Origin of the sequence: Kitasatospora sp. NPDC059812, from assembly GCF_042732075.1 — a bacterium.
Taxonomy (GTDB): Bacteria; Actinomycetota; Actinomycetes; order Streptomycetales; family Streptomycetaceae; genus Kitasatospora.
On record NZ_JBHWIO010000032.1, the window covers coordinates 71,489 to 86,978 of the forward strand.

Here is a 15,490-nt window from a genome sequence, read left to right on the forward strand (position 1 = left end):
TGTGTGGGTGGCCCCGGGGGGGGGCGCCCCCCGCCCGCCCCCCCCCCCTCCGGCCGTTCCGGGACCGATCCACGGCCACTCCGGGGCCGCCCGTCGCGGGGGTCCGCAGCGAATGCATCCGCATGCGAACCACCACGCACTGTGATCTCCTGTGACGGTCGGCGACCATCGCTGGACCGCGCCCGCCCACGGCCCGTCCGTCCGCATTCGCCACCCTCCCCGCCCACCCCCTCCCCGAGGAGATCCATGTCCCCGTCCGCACCGCAGCCACGGCGCCGGGCCCGCCGCCGGCTGTCGGCCACCGCCGTGGTCTGCGCGGTGACCACCGGCACCCTGCTCGCCGCCGTCGGCCCGGCCGCCGCCCACGGCGGCCCGGCCACCCCCGGCCAGAACGACCTCACCCCGCACATCGCCTCCCCCCGGGTGATGGCCGAGATGCGGGACGACGAGGTCGCCGCGCTCGGCCCCGAGCACGCCGAGGAGCACGCCCGGGCCCGCGCCGCCATCCGCGGCATCGGCGACTACCCGCAGACCACCCGCACCAACCGGTACAACGCGCTGACGGCCTCCCAGGCCAGCACCAACGCCGGCTTCGACCCGGCGGTGTTCGGCACGTTCAAGGAGTACTTCTCCTCCCCCGACTTCGGCGACCACGTCGCGCTGCTGCCGACCGGCAAGGTGCTGCTGTTCTCCTTCGAGCGGATCGAGTCCAACCCGGAGAAGGAACCCGCCCCCACCCAGACCACCGGCAAGGAGAACGCCGGCCGGGCCTTCCTCTGGGACCCGGCCAAGGGCACCGGCAAGGACGCCTTCAAGCAGGTCACCCCGCCGGTCTCCGACATGCCGGACGGCCTCAACGAGCCCCGCCCGGTGCCGTTCTTCTGCTCCGGCCACTCCTTCCTGCCCAACGGCATGCTCGGCGTCTTCGGCGGGAACCTCGGCGGCACCGGCGGCACCGGCGCCAAGCTGTCACTGATCTTCGACCCGTGGACCGAGACCTGGACCCGCAACCCCGACATGTCGGTCGGCCGCTGGTACCCCTCGGTGGTGACCGGCGCCGACGGCCGGCAGCTGATCATGTCCGGCCAGTCCGAACTCGGTCACGGCACCCCGACCCCGGTGGTCGAGCGCTTCCCCGCGAAGGGCTTCCCCGTCCCCCAGGGCAAGAACGACACCCCGAAGAACACCCCGGTGGAGCGCTTCAAGGCCGACGCCCCGTTCACCACGGACTACCCGCACCTGTTCTCGCTCAACGACGGCAACGTCTACGGCTTCGGCCGCCAGCCCACCGAGCAGTGGAGGTTCGACCCGGTCGCCGAGTCCCGCAGCGACCTCACCGCCCGCCCGGACGGCCGCCCGCGCAACTACGGCTCCGCGGTCATGCTGCCCGGCGGCGTCAACGGCCCGGACTCCGCCCTGATCCTCGGCGGCGACCGCGACAACCCGAGCACCCTGCGCTTCTCCAACGGCAGTTGGACCGCCGAGAAGTCCCGCGCCTTCGGCCGCACCCAGGACGACACCCTCCTGCTGCCCAACGGCCGGCTGATGACCGTCAACGGCGCGTACGACATCCGCGACTACGGCAACGGCCCGTACAACCCCAACGCCGACCTCAAGTACCGCCAGGTCGAACTGCGCGACGACCAGGGCAACTGGAAGCTCGGCCCGGTCCAGCGGCTCCCGCGCGGCTACCACTCCAACGCCGTGGTCCTGCCCGACGGGCGCGTGATGGTGACCGGCGACGAGCTCCAGCAGCTCGCCAACAACCCGGACGTCAACGGCACGGTGAGCGGCATCCCCGGCACGACGGGGCCCGTCACCATGAACGGCACCATCGAGATCTACGAGCCCGCCTACCTGAACCAGGGCAGCCGGCCCCAGCTGGACCGGGCGCCGACCACCCCGGTCGGCTACGACAAGAAGTTCACCGTCACCAGCACCACCCCGGGGCTCGCCGCCAAGGCCGTCCTGCTGGCGCCGACCACCTCGACCCACTCGGTCAACACCAGCCAGCGCCACATCGAGCTGCGGCTCACCAGCCGGGCCGGCAACCGGCTGGAGTTCCAGGCCCCGCCGGACGCCAAGGCCGCGCCGCCCGGCTGGTACATGCTCTTCCTGCTCAACGACCAGGGCGTGCCCAGCGTCGCGCAGTGGGTCCAGCTCAGCTCCTCGGCCTGACCCCCGAACCGCCCCCCAGCGAAGGAAAGACCCACCCATGAGCACCCCCACGGCCACCGACCTGCGGCTGCGCCAGAGCGACGAGATCCAGGGCGACATCCTGGCCGGCTTCCGGAAGGACAACGTCAGCGTCCTGTTCCTCAAGTTCGAGGACGCGGCGCGCGCCCGCGACTGGCTGCGCCGGCTGGTCCCGCAGATCGCCACCACCCGCCAGGTCGCCACGTTCAACGAGGCGTTCAGCGAGGCCAGGAGCGCCTCCGGCGGCGACGACCCCAAGTCACTGACGGCCACCTGGCTGGGCGTCAGCTTCACCTACGAGGGCATGCGGATGCTCTCCGCCACCGACCCGTTCGCGCAGGCCCCGCCGATCGGCAGCGGCCTGGAGGCGTTCAAGGAGGGCTCGGCGCAGCGGGCCGGCGCACTCGGCGACAGCGGCGACAACTCCCCGGAGAACTGGCTGTTCGGCAACGGCAGGAACCAGCCGGTCCACGCGCTGCTGAAGATCTCCGCGGACAGCGAGAAGGACCTCCAGGCGGCCATCGAGGCCCAGCGCATCGCGGCCGCCGAGGCCCGGGTCCTGATCGCCTACCAGCAGAACGCCCAGACCCTGCTGGGCAGCCGCCGCGGCAAGGAGCACTTCGGCTTCAAGGACGGCATCAGCGAGCCCGGCGTGCGCTTCTTCGACCGGCCGGACCCGAACAACCCGGACGAGGTCGAGGGCCACCGGGGCACCCGGATCATCCCGGCCGGCGAGTTCATCTGCGGCGAGGACAACGACCCGTTCAGCTTCCCCAAGGACCAGTACCCGGACTGGACGCGCAACGGCTCCTTCCAGGTGGTCCGCCGGCTCGCCCAGGACGTCCCCGGCTGGTGGTCGCAGGTCTCGGTCAAGCTCCAGGAGCTGCGACTCGCCAAGGCCGTCCCGGACAACGCCACCACCGAGTGGCTGGCCGCCCGGATGGTCGGCCGCTGGCGCTCCGGCGCCCCGGTCTGCAAGCACCAGGACCGGGACACCCCGAACGACCCGACCTCCTCCAACGACAACGACTTCGACTTCCGGGACGACCTGGAGGGCCTGGTCACGCCGCTCTGGTCGCACCTGCGCAAGACCAGCCCGCGCGCCGCCCTCCAGGAGGACCCGAGCCACCCGCCGTTCGACCCGAACGCCCTCGACGGCCGTCGGATCATGCGCCGCGGCACCCCGTACGGCTCGCCGTTCGACCCGGCCTCGGAGGGCCCGGGCGGCCCCGACGACCCGCGCGGCCTGCTGTTCATCTGCTACCAGGCGGACATCGCCCGGCAGTTCGAGTTCATCCAGGCCGACTGGATGGACCAGCCGGACTTCCCGCCCAAGCGCAACCCGGTGCCCGGCAAGGACCCGGTCACCCAGGAGGCCCCGGACGTCGACTTCGAGAGCCGGGATCCGGACGGCACGGTCAAGCACACCCTGCTGAGCTTCCAGCAGTTCGTCCGGACCACCGGCTCGGTGTACGCCTTCATGCCGTCCGTCAGCACCCTGAAGGCGCTCTGCGACGGGCGGCTCACCGGCGGATCCGGCCAGACCACCGGGCAGACCCAGCAGGGTGGCGGCGGCCAGGCCGCCTCCGGCAAGGCGTACCCCTGCGACGAGTTCCTCGCCGTGCCGGACCAGCAGCGCAGGGGCGGCCAGAGCCAGTACTGGGTGTTCCACGCCGACCGGTGCCGCCGGATCTCGGTGGCCGACGGCTCCTCCCACACCGACCGTATGGTCGACGGCGACACCGGGCTGACGGCCTGGACGTGTCTGCAGGGCGTCGGGCGGGTCGACTGCGTCCTGCCGATGCCCGACCTCCAGAACCCGGACGGCAAGAGCTGGTACTGGGTGTTCCACAGCACCGCCGGCCGCCAGCAGTACCGGGCCGTCTCGATCACCTGCGGCGGCGGCTCCACGACCAGCGCCGTGGAGCGCCAGGACCGCGACCTCGGCGCCTGGAACTCGCTGGGCGGCGTCGACCGGATGGACTGCTTCCTGCCCGTCCCCGACCAGCAGCGGGTCGGCGGCAAGAGCTGGTACTGGGCGTTCCACACCACCGGCGGCCGCCAGCGCTACCGGCTGATCTCGGTGGCCGACGGCGCCGCGCACACCGACGTGTGCGAGCGCACCGACCGCGAACTCTCCCAGTGGGGCTCGCTGAACGGCCTGAGCCGGGTGGACTGCTTCCTGCCCGTCCCGGACTGCCAGCGGGTCGGCGGCCGGAGCGAGTTCTGGTGCTTCTCCGGCCAGAGCTACCGCCGGATCTCGATCGCCGACGGCAGCGGCCACCCGGACCGGCTGGTCTCCGGCGACCGTTCCTGCGACGCCTGGTCCTCGCTGCTCTGACCCGCCCGGCCCGGGCCACCCGCCCCCCGGTGCGCCCCGCGTGCACCGGGGGGCGCGCTGTCGGTCCCCTGCCCTACGCTGCGGGCATGGTGACGTTCGAGGAGTTCCGCGCGATGGCGCTCGCCCTGCCGGAGGCCGCACAGGAGCCGACCTGGGACATCGAGACCCTGCGGATCCGCGGCCGGATCTTCGCGATGGGCGCGCCCGGGGGCCGTTCCGTCACCGTCAAGGCCTCCCCCGAGGACCAGGCCGAACTGCTCGCCGCCGAGCCCGAGGTGTTCTCCAGCGCGCCGTACGTCGGGCGGCACGGCTGGGTGAGCGTCCAGCTGGACCTGGTCGATCCGGAGGAGCTGCGCGACCTCGTCGTCGAGGCCTGGCGGCGCACGGCGCCCAAGCGGATGGTGCGCGAATTCGACGTGCGGGCCACTCTGTGACGCTGAAACGACACCGCCGGTTCATGTGAGCCATCCCACAGTTTGGGCGGGCGCGTCACCTCTCCGGGCACCCTACGCTTGCGCAGGGAAGCAGGCAGTCTCATCGCACCTCCGGGCACCGCCCGAGAAACGGTGACGGGCCCTAAGGGAGTTGGTGCGGTGCGCAACCGTCGGCGCTGGAAGCGGGTACTGATCGGGGCGTTCGCGGGCTGTGCCGTGCTCGCCGACGCCGGCGCCGCGGCGGCCCAGGCGGCCGCCTCCACCGAGCAGCTGGCGATCTCCACACCCCCGGCCGGCAGCGCCGCCTGGGTCCAGGACCACAGCTTCGACCGCACCCTGCCCGACCCGGCCACCACCACCCCGGCCGCCGCCGCCGCGTTCTTCGCCTCGCTCGCCCCCACCGAGCTGGACCGACTGATCCGGGACTACCCGCTGGTCGTCGGCAACTTCGACGGCGCCCCGCTGGACCTGCGCTACCGCGCCAACAAGATCGCGCTGGCCGCCGAACGCGACAGCGCCCGGGCCCGCGCCGCCGACCACAAGCTCGACGCCGACACCCGCGAGCTGGCCGTCTCCCGCGCCAACGACGTCGAGCACCTGCTCGGCCCCGACCGGCAGATCCTCGCCTTCGACCCGCGCGGCCGCGGCCTGATCACCGAGGTGTGGGGCGACCTCGCCGACGCCGAGCGGATCTCCGTCGTCGTCCCCGGCTCGGACGCCGACCTCGGCCACTTCGACCAGGCCCCCGAACCGCTGCGCTCCCCGGCCGGCATGGCCCGCGCCCTGCACACCGAGGAGCAGCGGCAGGCGCCGAACACCCGCACCGCGGTGATCGCCTGGACCGGCTACGTCACCCCGTCCGGCCTCGGCCCGGACGCCGTCACCTCCCGACTCGCCGACGTCGGCGCGCCCCGGCTGCAGCGGCTGCTCGCCGGGCTCAAGGAGACCACCCGGCCGGACGCGCCCCCGGCCCTGCTCTGCCACTCGTACGGCTCCGTGGTCTGCGGCAACGCCGCCCCCGAGATCCCACGCGCGGCCGCCTCGCCCTCCGACACCTCCGGGATCACCGACCTGATGGTGTTCGGCAGCCCCGGCATGGGCGTGCAGAGCACCAGCGAGCTGGGCACCGGCGTGCACGTCTGGGCCACCCGCAACCCCACCGACTGGATCGGCAACGTCCCGTACCTGGAGGTCGGCGGCCTCGGCCACGGCGCCGACCCGACCGCCGGCGGCTTCGGCGCCGAGCAGATCTCCTCGGCCCGAGCGGCCGGCCACAACGGCTACTTCACCGAGGGCACCGACAGCCTGCACAACTTCGCGGCGATCTCGCTCGGCCACTACCAGGACGTCGTCCGCCCCGCCCCGAACTCCTAGGGTCTGTCCGGCGGATCACTGGTCCTGGTACAGCCGCAGGGCGTCCGCCGCCGCCCGGGCCAGCTCGCGGCGGGCCGCGGGCGGGGCCAGCACCTCGACGTCCGCGCCGAAGGCGAGCAGCGCGCGGACGGCCGCCGGCGCCGGGAAGACCATCGCCACCTCGACCCACTCCTCGGCCGGCCCGGCGCCCGCCTCCGGCGGCGGCGCGGTGACCCGGCCGCCGTGGATGCGGACGAACATGTCCAGCCGCCCGCGCCGCACCCGCACCCGGACCGGCAGCTCCTTCGGCAGCCGCTCCACCTGCTCGCGCAGCACCGCCCAGGCGTCCCCGAGCCCCACCCCGGCGCGGCGGCGCACCGCCTCGTCGGTGGTCTCGGCGGCCAGCACCCGGTCGGCCCGGAACAGCCGGGGCTCGCCGTGCAGATCGGCCACCAGGTACCAGACCGCGGCCTTGCTCACCAGCCCGTACGGGTCCACGGTGTACTCCACCGGCGCCGGCGTGCCGCTGTGCCGGTAGCTCAGCCGCAGCCGCCGGTCGGCGAACACCGCGTACTGCAGCTCGCCCAGTTCGGGGCCGGTCGCGGCGCCGGCCGCCGGGCCGCTCTGCAGCCAGCGGGCCGGGTCAACCAGGATCCGCTCGGTGATCCGCTCGGCGGCCGGGCGGTGCGGGGCCGGCAGCGCGGCCATCACCTTGCGCAGCGCCGAGCCGAGCGCGCCGTCCAGCCCGAGGTCGCTGTGCGCGCCCTGGGCGGAGAGCACGAACAGCGCCCGGGCCTCGTCCGCGGTCAGTCCGGTGACGTCGGTGCGGTAGCCGGGCAGCAGGCTGATGCCGCCGTGGCGGCCGCGTTCGGTGAACACCGGCACGCCGGCGGCGGAGAGCGACTCCACGTCGCGGTAGATGGTGCGGACGGACACCTCCAGGCGCCCGGCCAGTTCGGTGGCGGGCACCCGGCCGCGGGTCTGGAGCAGGAGCAGGATGGAGAGCAGGCGGTCGGCCTTCATGGCAGCAGAATCCCAGCAATCCTGACGGCGGTTGTCAGGTTTTACTGGGAGATTGCCGTTCGAGCCCGAAAGCCCGCACCACCCCAGGGAGCTGATTCCACGTGAACTCCGTCCAGGACGCCCGCCCGCAGTACCTGCTCGCCCTCGGCCAGTTGGAGAAGCTGTTCGCCGAGATCACCCCGGACGCCCTCGACCGGCCCACCCCGTGCAGCGCGTTCGCGCTGCGGGAGCTGCTGAGCCACGTGGTCGGCGGCATCCACCGGTTCGCCTACCTGGGCGAGGGCGGCCGGGCCGAGGACGTCGTCGCCGCCACCGGGGACCTGGCGGACGACGCCTGGCCGGGCGCGCTGGACCGGGCCCGCGCCCGGGCCGTCGCGGCCTGGGCGGACGACGCCGCGCTGGACCGCCCGGCCCACGCGCCCTGGGGCGTGGTGCCCGGCCGGATCGCGGTCGGCGGCTACCTGATGGAGACGGTCGCGCACACCTGGGACATCTCCCGGGCGCTCGGCTCCCGGCAGCCGCTGGACGACGCGCTGGCGCACGCCGCGCTGGCCGTCGCCCAGGCCGTCCTGTCGGCCGAGCACCGCGGCGGGGCGGTCCCGTTCGGCGAGGTGCGGCCGGTCGCCCCGGACGCCGACGTGCACACCCGGCTGGCCGCCTGGCTCGGCCGGGAGGTCTGAGCAGGCGCCCGGGACGGGGGGGGCGGGCCGCGCGGCGGCCCCCCCCCCCCCCGCGACACCCCCCCCCCCGGGGCGGGGGCGGGGGGGGGGGGGGGGGGGGGCGCGGCCCGGGGGGGGGGGGGGCCGGGCGGGGGCCCCCCCCCCCCCCCACCGCCGCTACTCCCGGCCGACCTGGGTGAAGCGCATGTCCGGGTAGCGGTCCCCGGCCACCTCGCCCGCCACCGGCTCCAGCCGGGCCAGTTCCTCGGCGGTGAGCCGCAGCGTGGCGGCCGCGGTGTTCTCGGCGAGCCGGCTGCGCTTGCGGGTGCCGGGGATCGGCACGACGGTCAGCCCGTGCACCTCGGCCCGCTGGTGCACCCAGGCCAGCGCGACCTGCGCGAGGGTCACCCCGCGGGCCGTCGCGATCTCCCGCAGCGGCGCCAGGAGTTCGGCGTTGGCCGCCGCGTTGGCGCCGGTGAAGCGCGGCTGGGTGCGCCGGACGTCGTCCGCCGCGAGCTGCTCGGCGGCCTGGAACGCCCCGGTCAGGAAGCCCCGGCCGAGCGGCGAGTACGGCACGAAGGCGACGCCCAGTTCGGCCGCGGCCGGCACCGCCGTGCGCTCGACGTCCCGGGCGAACACCGACCACTCGGACTGCAGCGCGGCGATCGGGTGGATCGCGTACGCCTCGCGCAGTTCGGCGCCCGTCACCTCGGACAGCCCCAGTCGGCGCACCTTGCCGGCCCGGACCAGCTCGGCCATGGTGCCGACCGAGTCGGCCAACGGCACGGCCGGGTCGCGGCGGTGCATGTAGTAGAGGTCGATCTCGTCCACGCCGAGGCGGCGCAGCGAGGCGTCGACGGCGGCCCGGATGTACGCCGGGTCGTTGCGGATGCCGCGGTGACTCGGGTCGTCCTCCTTGCGCTCCACGGCGAACTTGGTGGCGAGCACCACCCGGTCGCGGTTGGCGCGGAGGAAGGGGCCGATCAGCTCCTCGTTGCGGCCGAAGCCGTAGGCGTCGGCGGTGTCGAACAGGGTGACGCCGGCTTCCAGGGCGGCGTCCAGGGTGGCGAGCGCCTCGGGCCGGTCGGTCGGGCCGTAGAAGTCGCTCATGCCCATGCAGCCGAGGCCCTGGACGCCCACGAACGGGCCGTCGGTGCCGAGTCGGGCGGTGGGGAGGACGGGAACGGTCATCGCTCTGCTTCTTCCTCTGCGTGCGGCGCATGCGTGCGGCGTACTCCACGTGCGGCGTGCTCCGCGTGCGGCGTGCTGATGGCGGCTACTCGTGGCGGTGGACGGCCGGTTCGTCGGACGCGGCGATCCGGCCGGAGTACAGGTCGATCTTGTAGTCGAGGACGGCGAGGGTGGCCTGGAGGTCGGCGACCCGTTGGCGGACCTCCTCGCGCTGGTCGACCAGCAGTTGGCGCCGCGCCTCGTAGGTCCGCTCACCCTCGCGGGCCAGCTCCACGTAGCGGAGCATGTCGGCGATCGGCATGCCGGTCAGCCGCAGCCGGCCCAGGAAGGCCAGCCGGTGCAGGTCGGCGTCGCAGTAGCGGCGCTGGCCGCTGGCGGAGCGGTCGACCGGGTCGAGCAGGCCGATCCGCTCGTACCAGCGCAGGGTGTGCGCGGTGAGCCCGCTGGCCACGGCGACCTCGCTGATGGTGTGCCGCGGGGTCCGGTCCGGATCGCCGACCGGGCGCTGGTACACGTCGGCGCAGGTCCGCAGGTCGAGCTGGACGGGTGCGAGCGTGGCCATGATCGGTTACCCCCTGTGGTGAGCGGTGACGACGACGCTATCGAGTTGGAGTGCACTCCAAGCAAGCCTCGCACCCGGGTGCTCCCGCCACCCGTTTTCGGGCCTTCGTTAGAGTCGGGCGCATGGAGAGCTTGCGGATGATCGAGAACTGGCCGGTGCCCCACGCCGCGGCGGCGGTGGTCCGGGGGGCGGACGGCGCGGTGCTGGGCACGTACGGGCCGCAGCAGCACCTGTTCCCGCTGGCGTCGGTGACCAAGCTGCTCACCTCGTACGCGGTGCTGGTCGCGGTCGAGGAGGGCGTCTTCGAGCTGGACGACCCGGCCGGGCCGGCCGGCTCGACCGTCCGCCACCTGCTCGCGCACACCTCCGGCCTGGGCTTCGACGAGAACCGGGTGTTCGCCGAGCCCGGCAACCGCCGGCTGTACTCCAACGCGGGCTTCGACGCGCTGGCGCGGGCGCTGTCCGACGCCGCCGGGATCGAGTTCTCCCGGTACGCCGCCGAGGCGGTGTTCGAGCCCCTGGGCATGCACGACACCCTGCTGAACACCGCGCACAAGTCCCCGGCCGGCGCCGGCGGCCTGTCCACCGTCGCGGACCTGGTCCGGTTCGCCGCCGAGCTCCAGTCCCCGAAGCTGCTGGACCCGTCCACCGTCCGGCAGGCCACCCGCGAGGTCGCCTTCCCGGGCACCAGCGGCGTGCTGCCCGGCTACGGCCACCGCCGGCCGAACGACTGGGGTCTCGGCTTCGAGATCCGCGACGGCAAGGCCCCGCACTGGACGGGCACCGCCAACTCGCCCGCCACCTTCGGCCACTTCGGCCAGTCCGGCACCTTCCTGTGGGTCGACCCGGAGGCCGGCGTGGCCTGCGTCGCGCTCACCGACCGGGACTTCGGCCCGTGGGCCGCCGAGGTCTGGCCGGCCTGCTCGGACGCGGTCCTGGCCGAACTGAACAGCTGAACGACTGGAAGGCTGAAAGGACAGCCCCTAGCCGTACGAGACCGGCGAGTGCATCTCCCAGAGCAGGAGTTCGGCGCCGGTCTCGCCGGCCGTCGGGTCGGCGAAGGCGTCGCCGGTGATCCGCACGCTGTCGCCCGGGGCCATCGAGCGGCCGCCGCCCTTGGGCCCCGGGATCGTCCGGTAGCCGAGCGAGCCGGCGGTCAGGTGCGCGTACCGCCAGGCGGCCTCGGGCAGTGCGGGCAGCGGCTGCCACGGCCCCGCCGTCGCCAGCCAGAGCGCGGCGTCGCCGCGGCGCAGCCGCAGGGCGTCCGTCCCGGCGTCGCGCTCCAGCCCGGAGGCGAGCAGCGTCAACCCGCCGTCGGCCGGTTCCACCTTGCGCAGCCCGTACGCCGGGGGCGCGTCGAACACGTCCGGCTGGAGCCACATCTGGACGAAGCGGACCGGGCCGGCGGCCCCGCCGACGTTGCGCTCGGTGTGGGTGACGCCGGAGCCCGCGCCGAGGTGCTGGACCATCCCCGGGCGGACCACCCCGCCGTGCCCCTGGGAGTCCCGGTGCGCCAGCGCGCCCTCCAGCACCCAGGTGAGGATCTCGGTGTCCCGGTGCTTGTGCTCCTCGTACCCGGCGCCGGGGGCGAGGAGTTCCTCGTTGCACGCGAGCAGCGCGCCGAAGTGCGTGTTCTTCGGGTCGTAGTGGCCGGAGAAGGAGAACGCGTGTCGGGTCTCGACGCCCTCGGCCGGGGTGGAGAGGTAGCGCTCGGCGGTGCGGCGCAGGTCGGCGCGGGGGCGGGCGGCGTCGTCTGTCACGGGCCCCACGGTAGTGGGTGTGACCGGCACCACCGTGCCGCTGCACCGGGGGGTGTGCACGAGCAGTCACCCACGTGAGGCAGTCTTGTCCTTGTGCCAGCCGCTTCCGCGAACTCCAAGAGCGAACCCAGTCCCACGGCCGAGCCGACCGGGAAGAGCCCGGCCCCCAGGGCCGGCCGCGACCGCCCCGGCCGGGCGGCGCCCCGCCTGACCGCGCAGGAGCGCAGAATGGCCGCCGAGCGGGCCGAGCGCCGGGCCGCGACGCTCAAGCGGCTGGAGAAGTCCTCGGGCAAGCTGGCCACCGCCGCGATCTCCCGGATGGACGACCAGCTCGGCTGGTACCGGCGGATGCCGCCGGAGCACCGTTCCTGGATCGGCCTGGTCGCCCAGGCCGGCATCGCCGCCTTCACCGAGTGGTACCGCCACCCGGACGCCGCCCAGGCGATCTCCACGGACGTCTTCGGCACCGCCCCGCGCGAGCTGACCAGGGCGATCACCCTGCGCCAGACCGTCGAGCTGATCCGCACCACGATCGAGGTGATGGAGGAGGCCATCGAGGAGGTGGCCGCCCCCGGCGACGAGGCGGACATGCGCGAGTCGGTGCTGGTCTACGCCCGGGAGATCGCCTTCGCGACCGCCCAGGTGTACGCCCAGGCGGCCGAGGCGCGCGGCGCCTGGGACGCCCGGCTGGAGGCGCTGGTGGTCAACTCGCTGCTGTCCGGCGACGCGGACGAGGGCGTGCTGTCGCGGGCCGCGGCGCTCGGCTGGGGCCAGCCCAGCCAGGTCCGGGTGGTGATGGGCAGCGCCCCGGACGGCGACAGCGAGCTGGTGGTCGAGGCGATCCGCCGGGCCGCCCGGTACGCCAAGCTGCACGTGCTGACCGGGGTGCTGGGCAAGCGCCTGGTGGTCGTGGTCGGCGGCGACAAGGAGCCGGTGCACGCGGCCCGGGCGCTGATCGGCCAGTTCGCGCCGGGCCCGGTGGTGGTCGGCCCGACCGTGCCGGACCTGCTCTCGGCGACCCGCTCGGCGCACGCCGCCGCGGCCGGCCTGCGGGCCTGCGCCGCCTGGCCGGACGCGCCCCGCCCGGTGCTGGCCGACGACCTGCTGCCCGAGCGCGCGCTGGCCGGCGACCAGGCCGCCCGCCGCCAGCTGGTGGAGGAGATCTACACACCGCTGGACGAAGCCGGCTCGGCGCTGCTGGAAACGCTGAGCGTCTACCTGGAGCAGGCCTCTTCGCTGGAGGGCGCCGCCCGGATGCTCTTCGTCCACCCCAATACGGTGCGCTACCGGCTACGACGTGTGACCGACGTCACGGGGTACGCCCCGTCCGACGTGCGTTCGGCGTTCACGCTGCGGATCGCACTCGCCCTCGGCCGACTCACCGCGGCCGGGGAGCCGAGCTGAACCGCCTGTAGGGACCTTACAATCCCGGATGGTTTTCTTCGTTACCGTCGCCTACCCGCCCCTGGGCGCCTGGCGAGAGAGGGTTGAACCGTGCTCGTAATCGTCGCCCCTGGACAGGGTGCCCAGTCCCCCGGTTTCCTCAGCCCCTGGCTGGAGCTGGACGGTGTCGCCGACCGCCTCCGCGGCTGGTCGGAGGTCGCCGGGCTCGACCTGGTGCACGCCGGGACCGAGGCCTCCGCAGAGGAGATCAAGGACACCGCCGTCGCCCAGCCGCTGCTGGTCGCGGCCGGTCTGATGACCGCCCGTGAGCTGTTCCCGGACGAGGACGTCGCCCGCAAGCTGGTCGGCGCCGTGGCCGGCCACAGCGTCGGCGAGATCACCGCCGCCGCCGGCGCCGGGGTGCTGAGCGCGCACGACGCGCTGACCTTCGTCCGCGAGCGCGGCCGGGCGATGGCCGCGGCCGCCGCCGTCACCGAGACCGGCATGATCGCCGTGCTCGGCGGCGACCCGGAGGTCGTCGCGGCGAAGCTGGCCGAGCACGGCCTGACCGCGGCCAACAACAACGGCGGCGGCCAGATCGTGGCCGCCGGCACGCTGGCCCAGCTGGAGACGCTGAAGGCGGACCCGCCGGCCGGTGCCAAGCTGGTCGCCCTGAAGGTGGCCGGCGCCTTCCACACCGAGCACATGGCCCCGGGTGTCGAGCGGCTGGCCGCGCTGGCCCCGACGCTGACCGTGGCCGACCCGCAGGTCCGCTACGTCTCCAACAAGGACGGCGAGGTCGTGGCCTCCGGCGCCGAGGTGCTCACCCGCCTGGTGTCGCAGGTCTCCAACCCGGTCCGCTGGGACCTCTGCATGGAGACCCTCGGGCAGCTGGGTGCGACCGCCGTCATCGAGCTGTCCCCCGCGGGCACTCTCACCGGACTGGTCAAGCGCAACCTCAAGGGTGTGGCGACGCTTGCCCTCAAGACCCCCGCCGACCTGGACAAGGCCCGCGCACTCGTCGCGGAGCACGGCGGTCAGGATCAGGAGACCCAGGCATGACGAAGCCGCAGATCCGCCCGTCCGAGGGCGCGCAGTACGCGCGCATCCTCGGCGTGGGCGGCTACCGCCCGGTCCGGGTGATCCCCAACGCCGAGGTGCTGGAGTGGATCGACTCCTCGGACGAGTGGATCCGCACCCGCAGCGGGATCGCCGAGCGCCGCTGGGCCGGCCCGGAGGAGAGCGTCGCCGAGATGTCGGTGCAGGCCTCCGGCAAGGCCATCGCCCAGGCCGGGATCACCCCGGACCAGATCGGCGGCGTGATCGTCGCGACCGTCTCGCACCTCAAGCAGACCCCGGCGATCGCCACCGAGATCGCCGAGCGGCTCGGCTGCGGCACCGCCCCGGCCTTCGACATCTCGGCCGCCTGCGCGGGCTTCGGCTACGGCCTGGGCCTGGCCGACGGCATGATCCGCGGCGGCAGCGCCGAGTACGTGCTGGTGATCGGCGTCGAGCGGCTGAGCGACCTGACCGACCAGTCGGACCGCTCGACCGCGTTCATCTTCGGCGACGGCGCCGGCGCCGCGATCGTCGGCCCGTCCGACACGCCCGGTATCGGCAAGCTGATCTGGGGCTCGGACGGCTCGCAGTCCGACGTCATCTCGCAGACCCAGGCCTGGGACACCGCCTTCGCCAAGCCCGACGCCGTCAACGGCGTGGGCGAGGAGGCCAAGTGGCCGGCCCTGCGGATGGACGGCCAGCCGGTCTTCCGCTGGGCGGTGTGGGAGATGGCCAAGGTGGCCCAGCAGGCGCTGGACGCCGCCGGGGTCACCGCCGACCAGCTCGGCGCGTTCATCCCGCACCAGGCCAACATGCGCATCACCGACGCCATGATCAAGGCGCTCAAGCTGCCCGACTCGGTGCCGGTCGCCCGCGACATCGCCGAGACCGGCAACACCTCGGCGGCCTCCATCCCGCTGGCGATGGAGCGCATGCTGGAGAGCGGCGAGGCCCGCAGCGGCGACCTCGCACTGATCATCGGGTTCGGGGCGGGTCTCGTGTACGCCGCGGCAGTCGTTACGCTCCCCTAGGCGCGTTTCGCCCCACTCATTCCGCAAAGCCTGCGTCCGGCCGCCGGTCGGACGCGTTCAACACCGAAGAGGAGCAGCCAGTATGGCTACCAAGGACGAGGTTCTGGAAGGTCTCGCCGAGATCGTCAACGAGATCGCCGGTATCCCGACCGAGGACGTCGAGCTCGAGAAGTCCTTCACGGACGACCTGGACGTCGACTCGCTGTCCATGGTCGAGGTCGTCGTGGCCGCCGAGGAGCGCTTCGACGTCAAGATCCCGGACGACGAGGTCAAGAACCTGAAGACCGTCGGCGACGCGGTGAACTACATCCTCACCAACGCCGCCGCCTGAGCGATCGACCCGTTCGATCCCTCCAGCACGTCCGGCGTTCTCGACGCCTCGGACGGCTGACTCGTCGGCCCCGCGCCCCCCCCCCGGCCCCCCCCCCCGGGCGCGCGCGCCCCCCCCCCGCGCCCCCCGGCCCGGTGCAGGCGCCGCGCCCGCGGCCCCAGCTGGGG

Annotated in this window: 14 protein-coding genes; 10 read left to right on the forward strand and 4 right to left on the reverse strand. The window is 74.0% G+C overall.

The features are described 5' to 3' along the window. The first annotated feature begins 246 nt into the window (after positions 1-246). The 4 genes from ACFV6D_RS18345 (at position 247) to ACFV6D_RS18360 (ending at position 6,345) form a co-directional block, all read left to right on the forward strand. Complete coding sequence (locus ACFV6D_RS18345) at positions 247-2,178, forward strand: galactose oxidase-like domain-containing protein (RefSeq protein WP_380560492.1); 1,932 nt, start codon at positions 247-249, stop codon at positions 2,176-2,178. A 37-nt stretch (positions 2,179-2,215) separates the two neighbouring features. Further along, a complete protein-coding gene (locus tag ACFV6D_RS18350) occupies positions 2,216-4,537 on the forward strand; it encodes a Dyp-type peroxidase (RefSeq protein ID WP_380560493.1) in 2,322 nt (773 codons plus the stop codon). 86 nt (positions 4,538-4,623) lie between these two features. Continuing rightward, on the forward strand, positions 4,624-4,971 hold the full coding sequence (locus tag ACFV6D_RS18355) for an MmcQ/YjbR family DNA-binding protein (protein ID WP_063347451.1): 348 nt from the start codon (positions 4,624-4,626) through the stop codon (positions 4,969-4,971). A gap of 159 nt (positions 4,972-5,130) precedes the next feature. Beyond that, entirely contained in the window at positions 5,131-6,345 is a 1,215-nt protein-coding gene (locus ACFV6D_RS18360; protein ID WP_244293345.1) for an alpha/beta hydrolase, read from the forward strand. 15 nt (positions 6,346-6,360) lie between these two features. Here the strand turns inward: ACFV6D_RS18360 and ACFV6D_RS18365 are convergent, their stop codons facing one another. Beyond that, the gene (locus tag ACFV6D_RS18365) at positions 6,361-7,347 is read right to left on the reverse strand and encodes a helix-turn-helix transcriptional regulator (protein WP_380560494.1); all 987 of its coding nucleotides are present in this window, start codon (positions 7,345-7,347) and stop codon (positions 6,361-6,363) included. Between the two features lie 101 nt (positions 7,348-7,448). Here ACFV6D_RS18365 and ACFV6D_RS18370 point away from each other — a divergent pair, with 101 nt between their 5' ends. Beyond that, a complete protein-coding gene (locus tag ACFV6D_RS18370; RefSeq protein WP_380428227.1) occupies positions 7,449-8,027 on the forward strand; it encodes a TIGR03086 family metal-binding protein in 579 nt (192 codons plus the stop codon). A gap of 156 nt (positions 8,028-8,183) precedes the next feature. Here the strand turns inward: ACFV6D_RS18370 and ACFV6D_RS18375 are convergent, their stop codons facing one another. Together ACFV6D_RS18375 and ACFV6D_RS18380 are read right to left on the reverse strand one after the other, a co-directional pair. Then, complete coding sequence (locus ACFV6D_RS18375; RefSeq protein ID WP_380560495.1) at positions 8,184-9,197, reverse strand: aldo/keto reductase; 1,014 nt, start codon at positions 9,195-9,197, stop codon at positions 8,184-8,186. Between the two features lie 85 nt (positions 9,198-9,282). Next, a complete protein-coding gene (locus tag ACFV6D_RS18380; protein ID WP_380493935.1) occupies positions 9,283-9,759 on the reverse strand; it encodes a MerR family transcriptional regulator in 477 nt (158 codons plus the stop codon). 122 nt (positions 9,760-9,881) lie between these two features. Between ACFV6D_RS18380 and ACFV6D_RS18385 the strand changes: the two genes are divergently transcribed. After that, complete coding sequence (locus tag ACFV6D_RS18385; RefSeq protein WP_363370030.1) at positions 9,882-10,715, forward strand: serine hydrolase domain-containing protein; 834 nt, start codon at positions 9,882-9,884, stop codon at positions 10,713-10,715. A 27-nt stretch (positions 10,716-10,742) separates the two neighbouring features. On the opposite strand, the gene ACFV6D_RS18390 is transcribed toward ACFV6D_RS18385, so the two are convergent. Then, entirely contained in the window at positions 10,743-11,519 is a 777-nt protein-coding gene (locus ACFV6D_RS18390) for a pirin family protein (RefSeq protein ID WP_159398417.1), read from the reverse strand. A gap of 228 nt (positions 11,520-11,747) precedes the next feature. Here ACFV6D_RS18390 and ACFV6D_RS18395 point away from each other — a divergent pair, with 228 nt between their 5' ends. From ACFV6D_RS18395 to ACFV6D_RS18410, 4 genes are all read left to right on the forward strand, one after another. After that, the gene (locus ACFV6D_RS18395) at positions 11,748-12,923 is read left to right on the forward strand and encodes a CdaR family transcriptional regulator (RefSeq protein ID WP_063347457.1); all 1,176 of its coding nucleotides are present in this window, start codon (positions 11,748-11,750) and stop codon (positions 12,921-12,923) included. 90 nt (positions 12,924-13,013) lie between these two features. Next, positions 13,014-13,964 (forward strand): ACP S-malonyltransferase, encoded by a 951-nt coding sequence (locus ACFV6D_RS18400; protein WP_063347458.1) that lies wholly within the window; start codon positions 13,014-13,016, stop codon positions 13,962-13,964. Continuing rightward, on the forward strand, positions 13,961-14,992 hold the full coding sequence (locus ACFV6D_RS18405) for a beta-ketoacyl-ACP synthase III (RefSeq protein ID WP_350878134.1): 1,032 nt from the start codon (positions 13,961-13,963) through the stop codon (positions 14,990-14,992). The genes ACFV6D_RS18400 and ACFV6D_RS18405 overlap by 4 nt, the downstream gene beginning before the upstream one ends. 82 nt (positions 14,993-15,074) lie before the next feature. After that, complete coding sequence (locus ACFV6D_RS18410; RefSeq protein WP_063347460.1) at positions 15,075-15,323, forward strand: acyl carrier protein; 249 nt, start codon at positions 15,075-15,077, stop codon at positions 15,321-15,323. Positions 15,324-15,490: the final 167 nt, after the last annotated feature.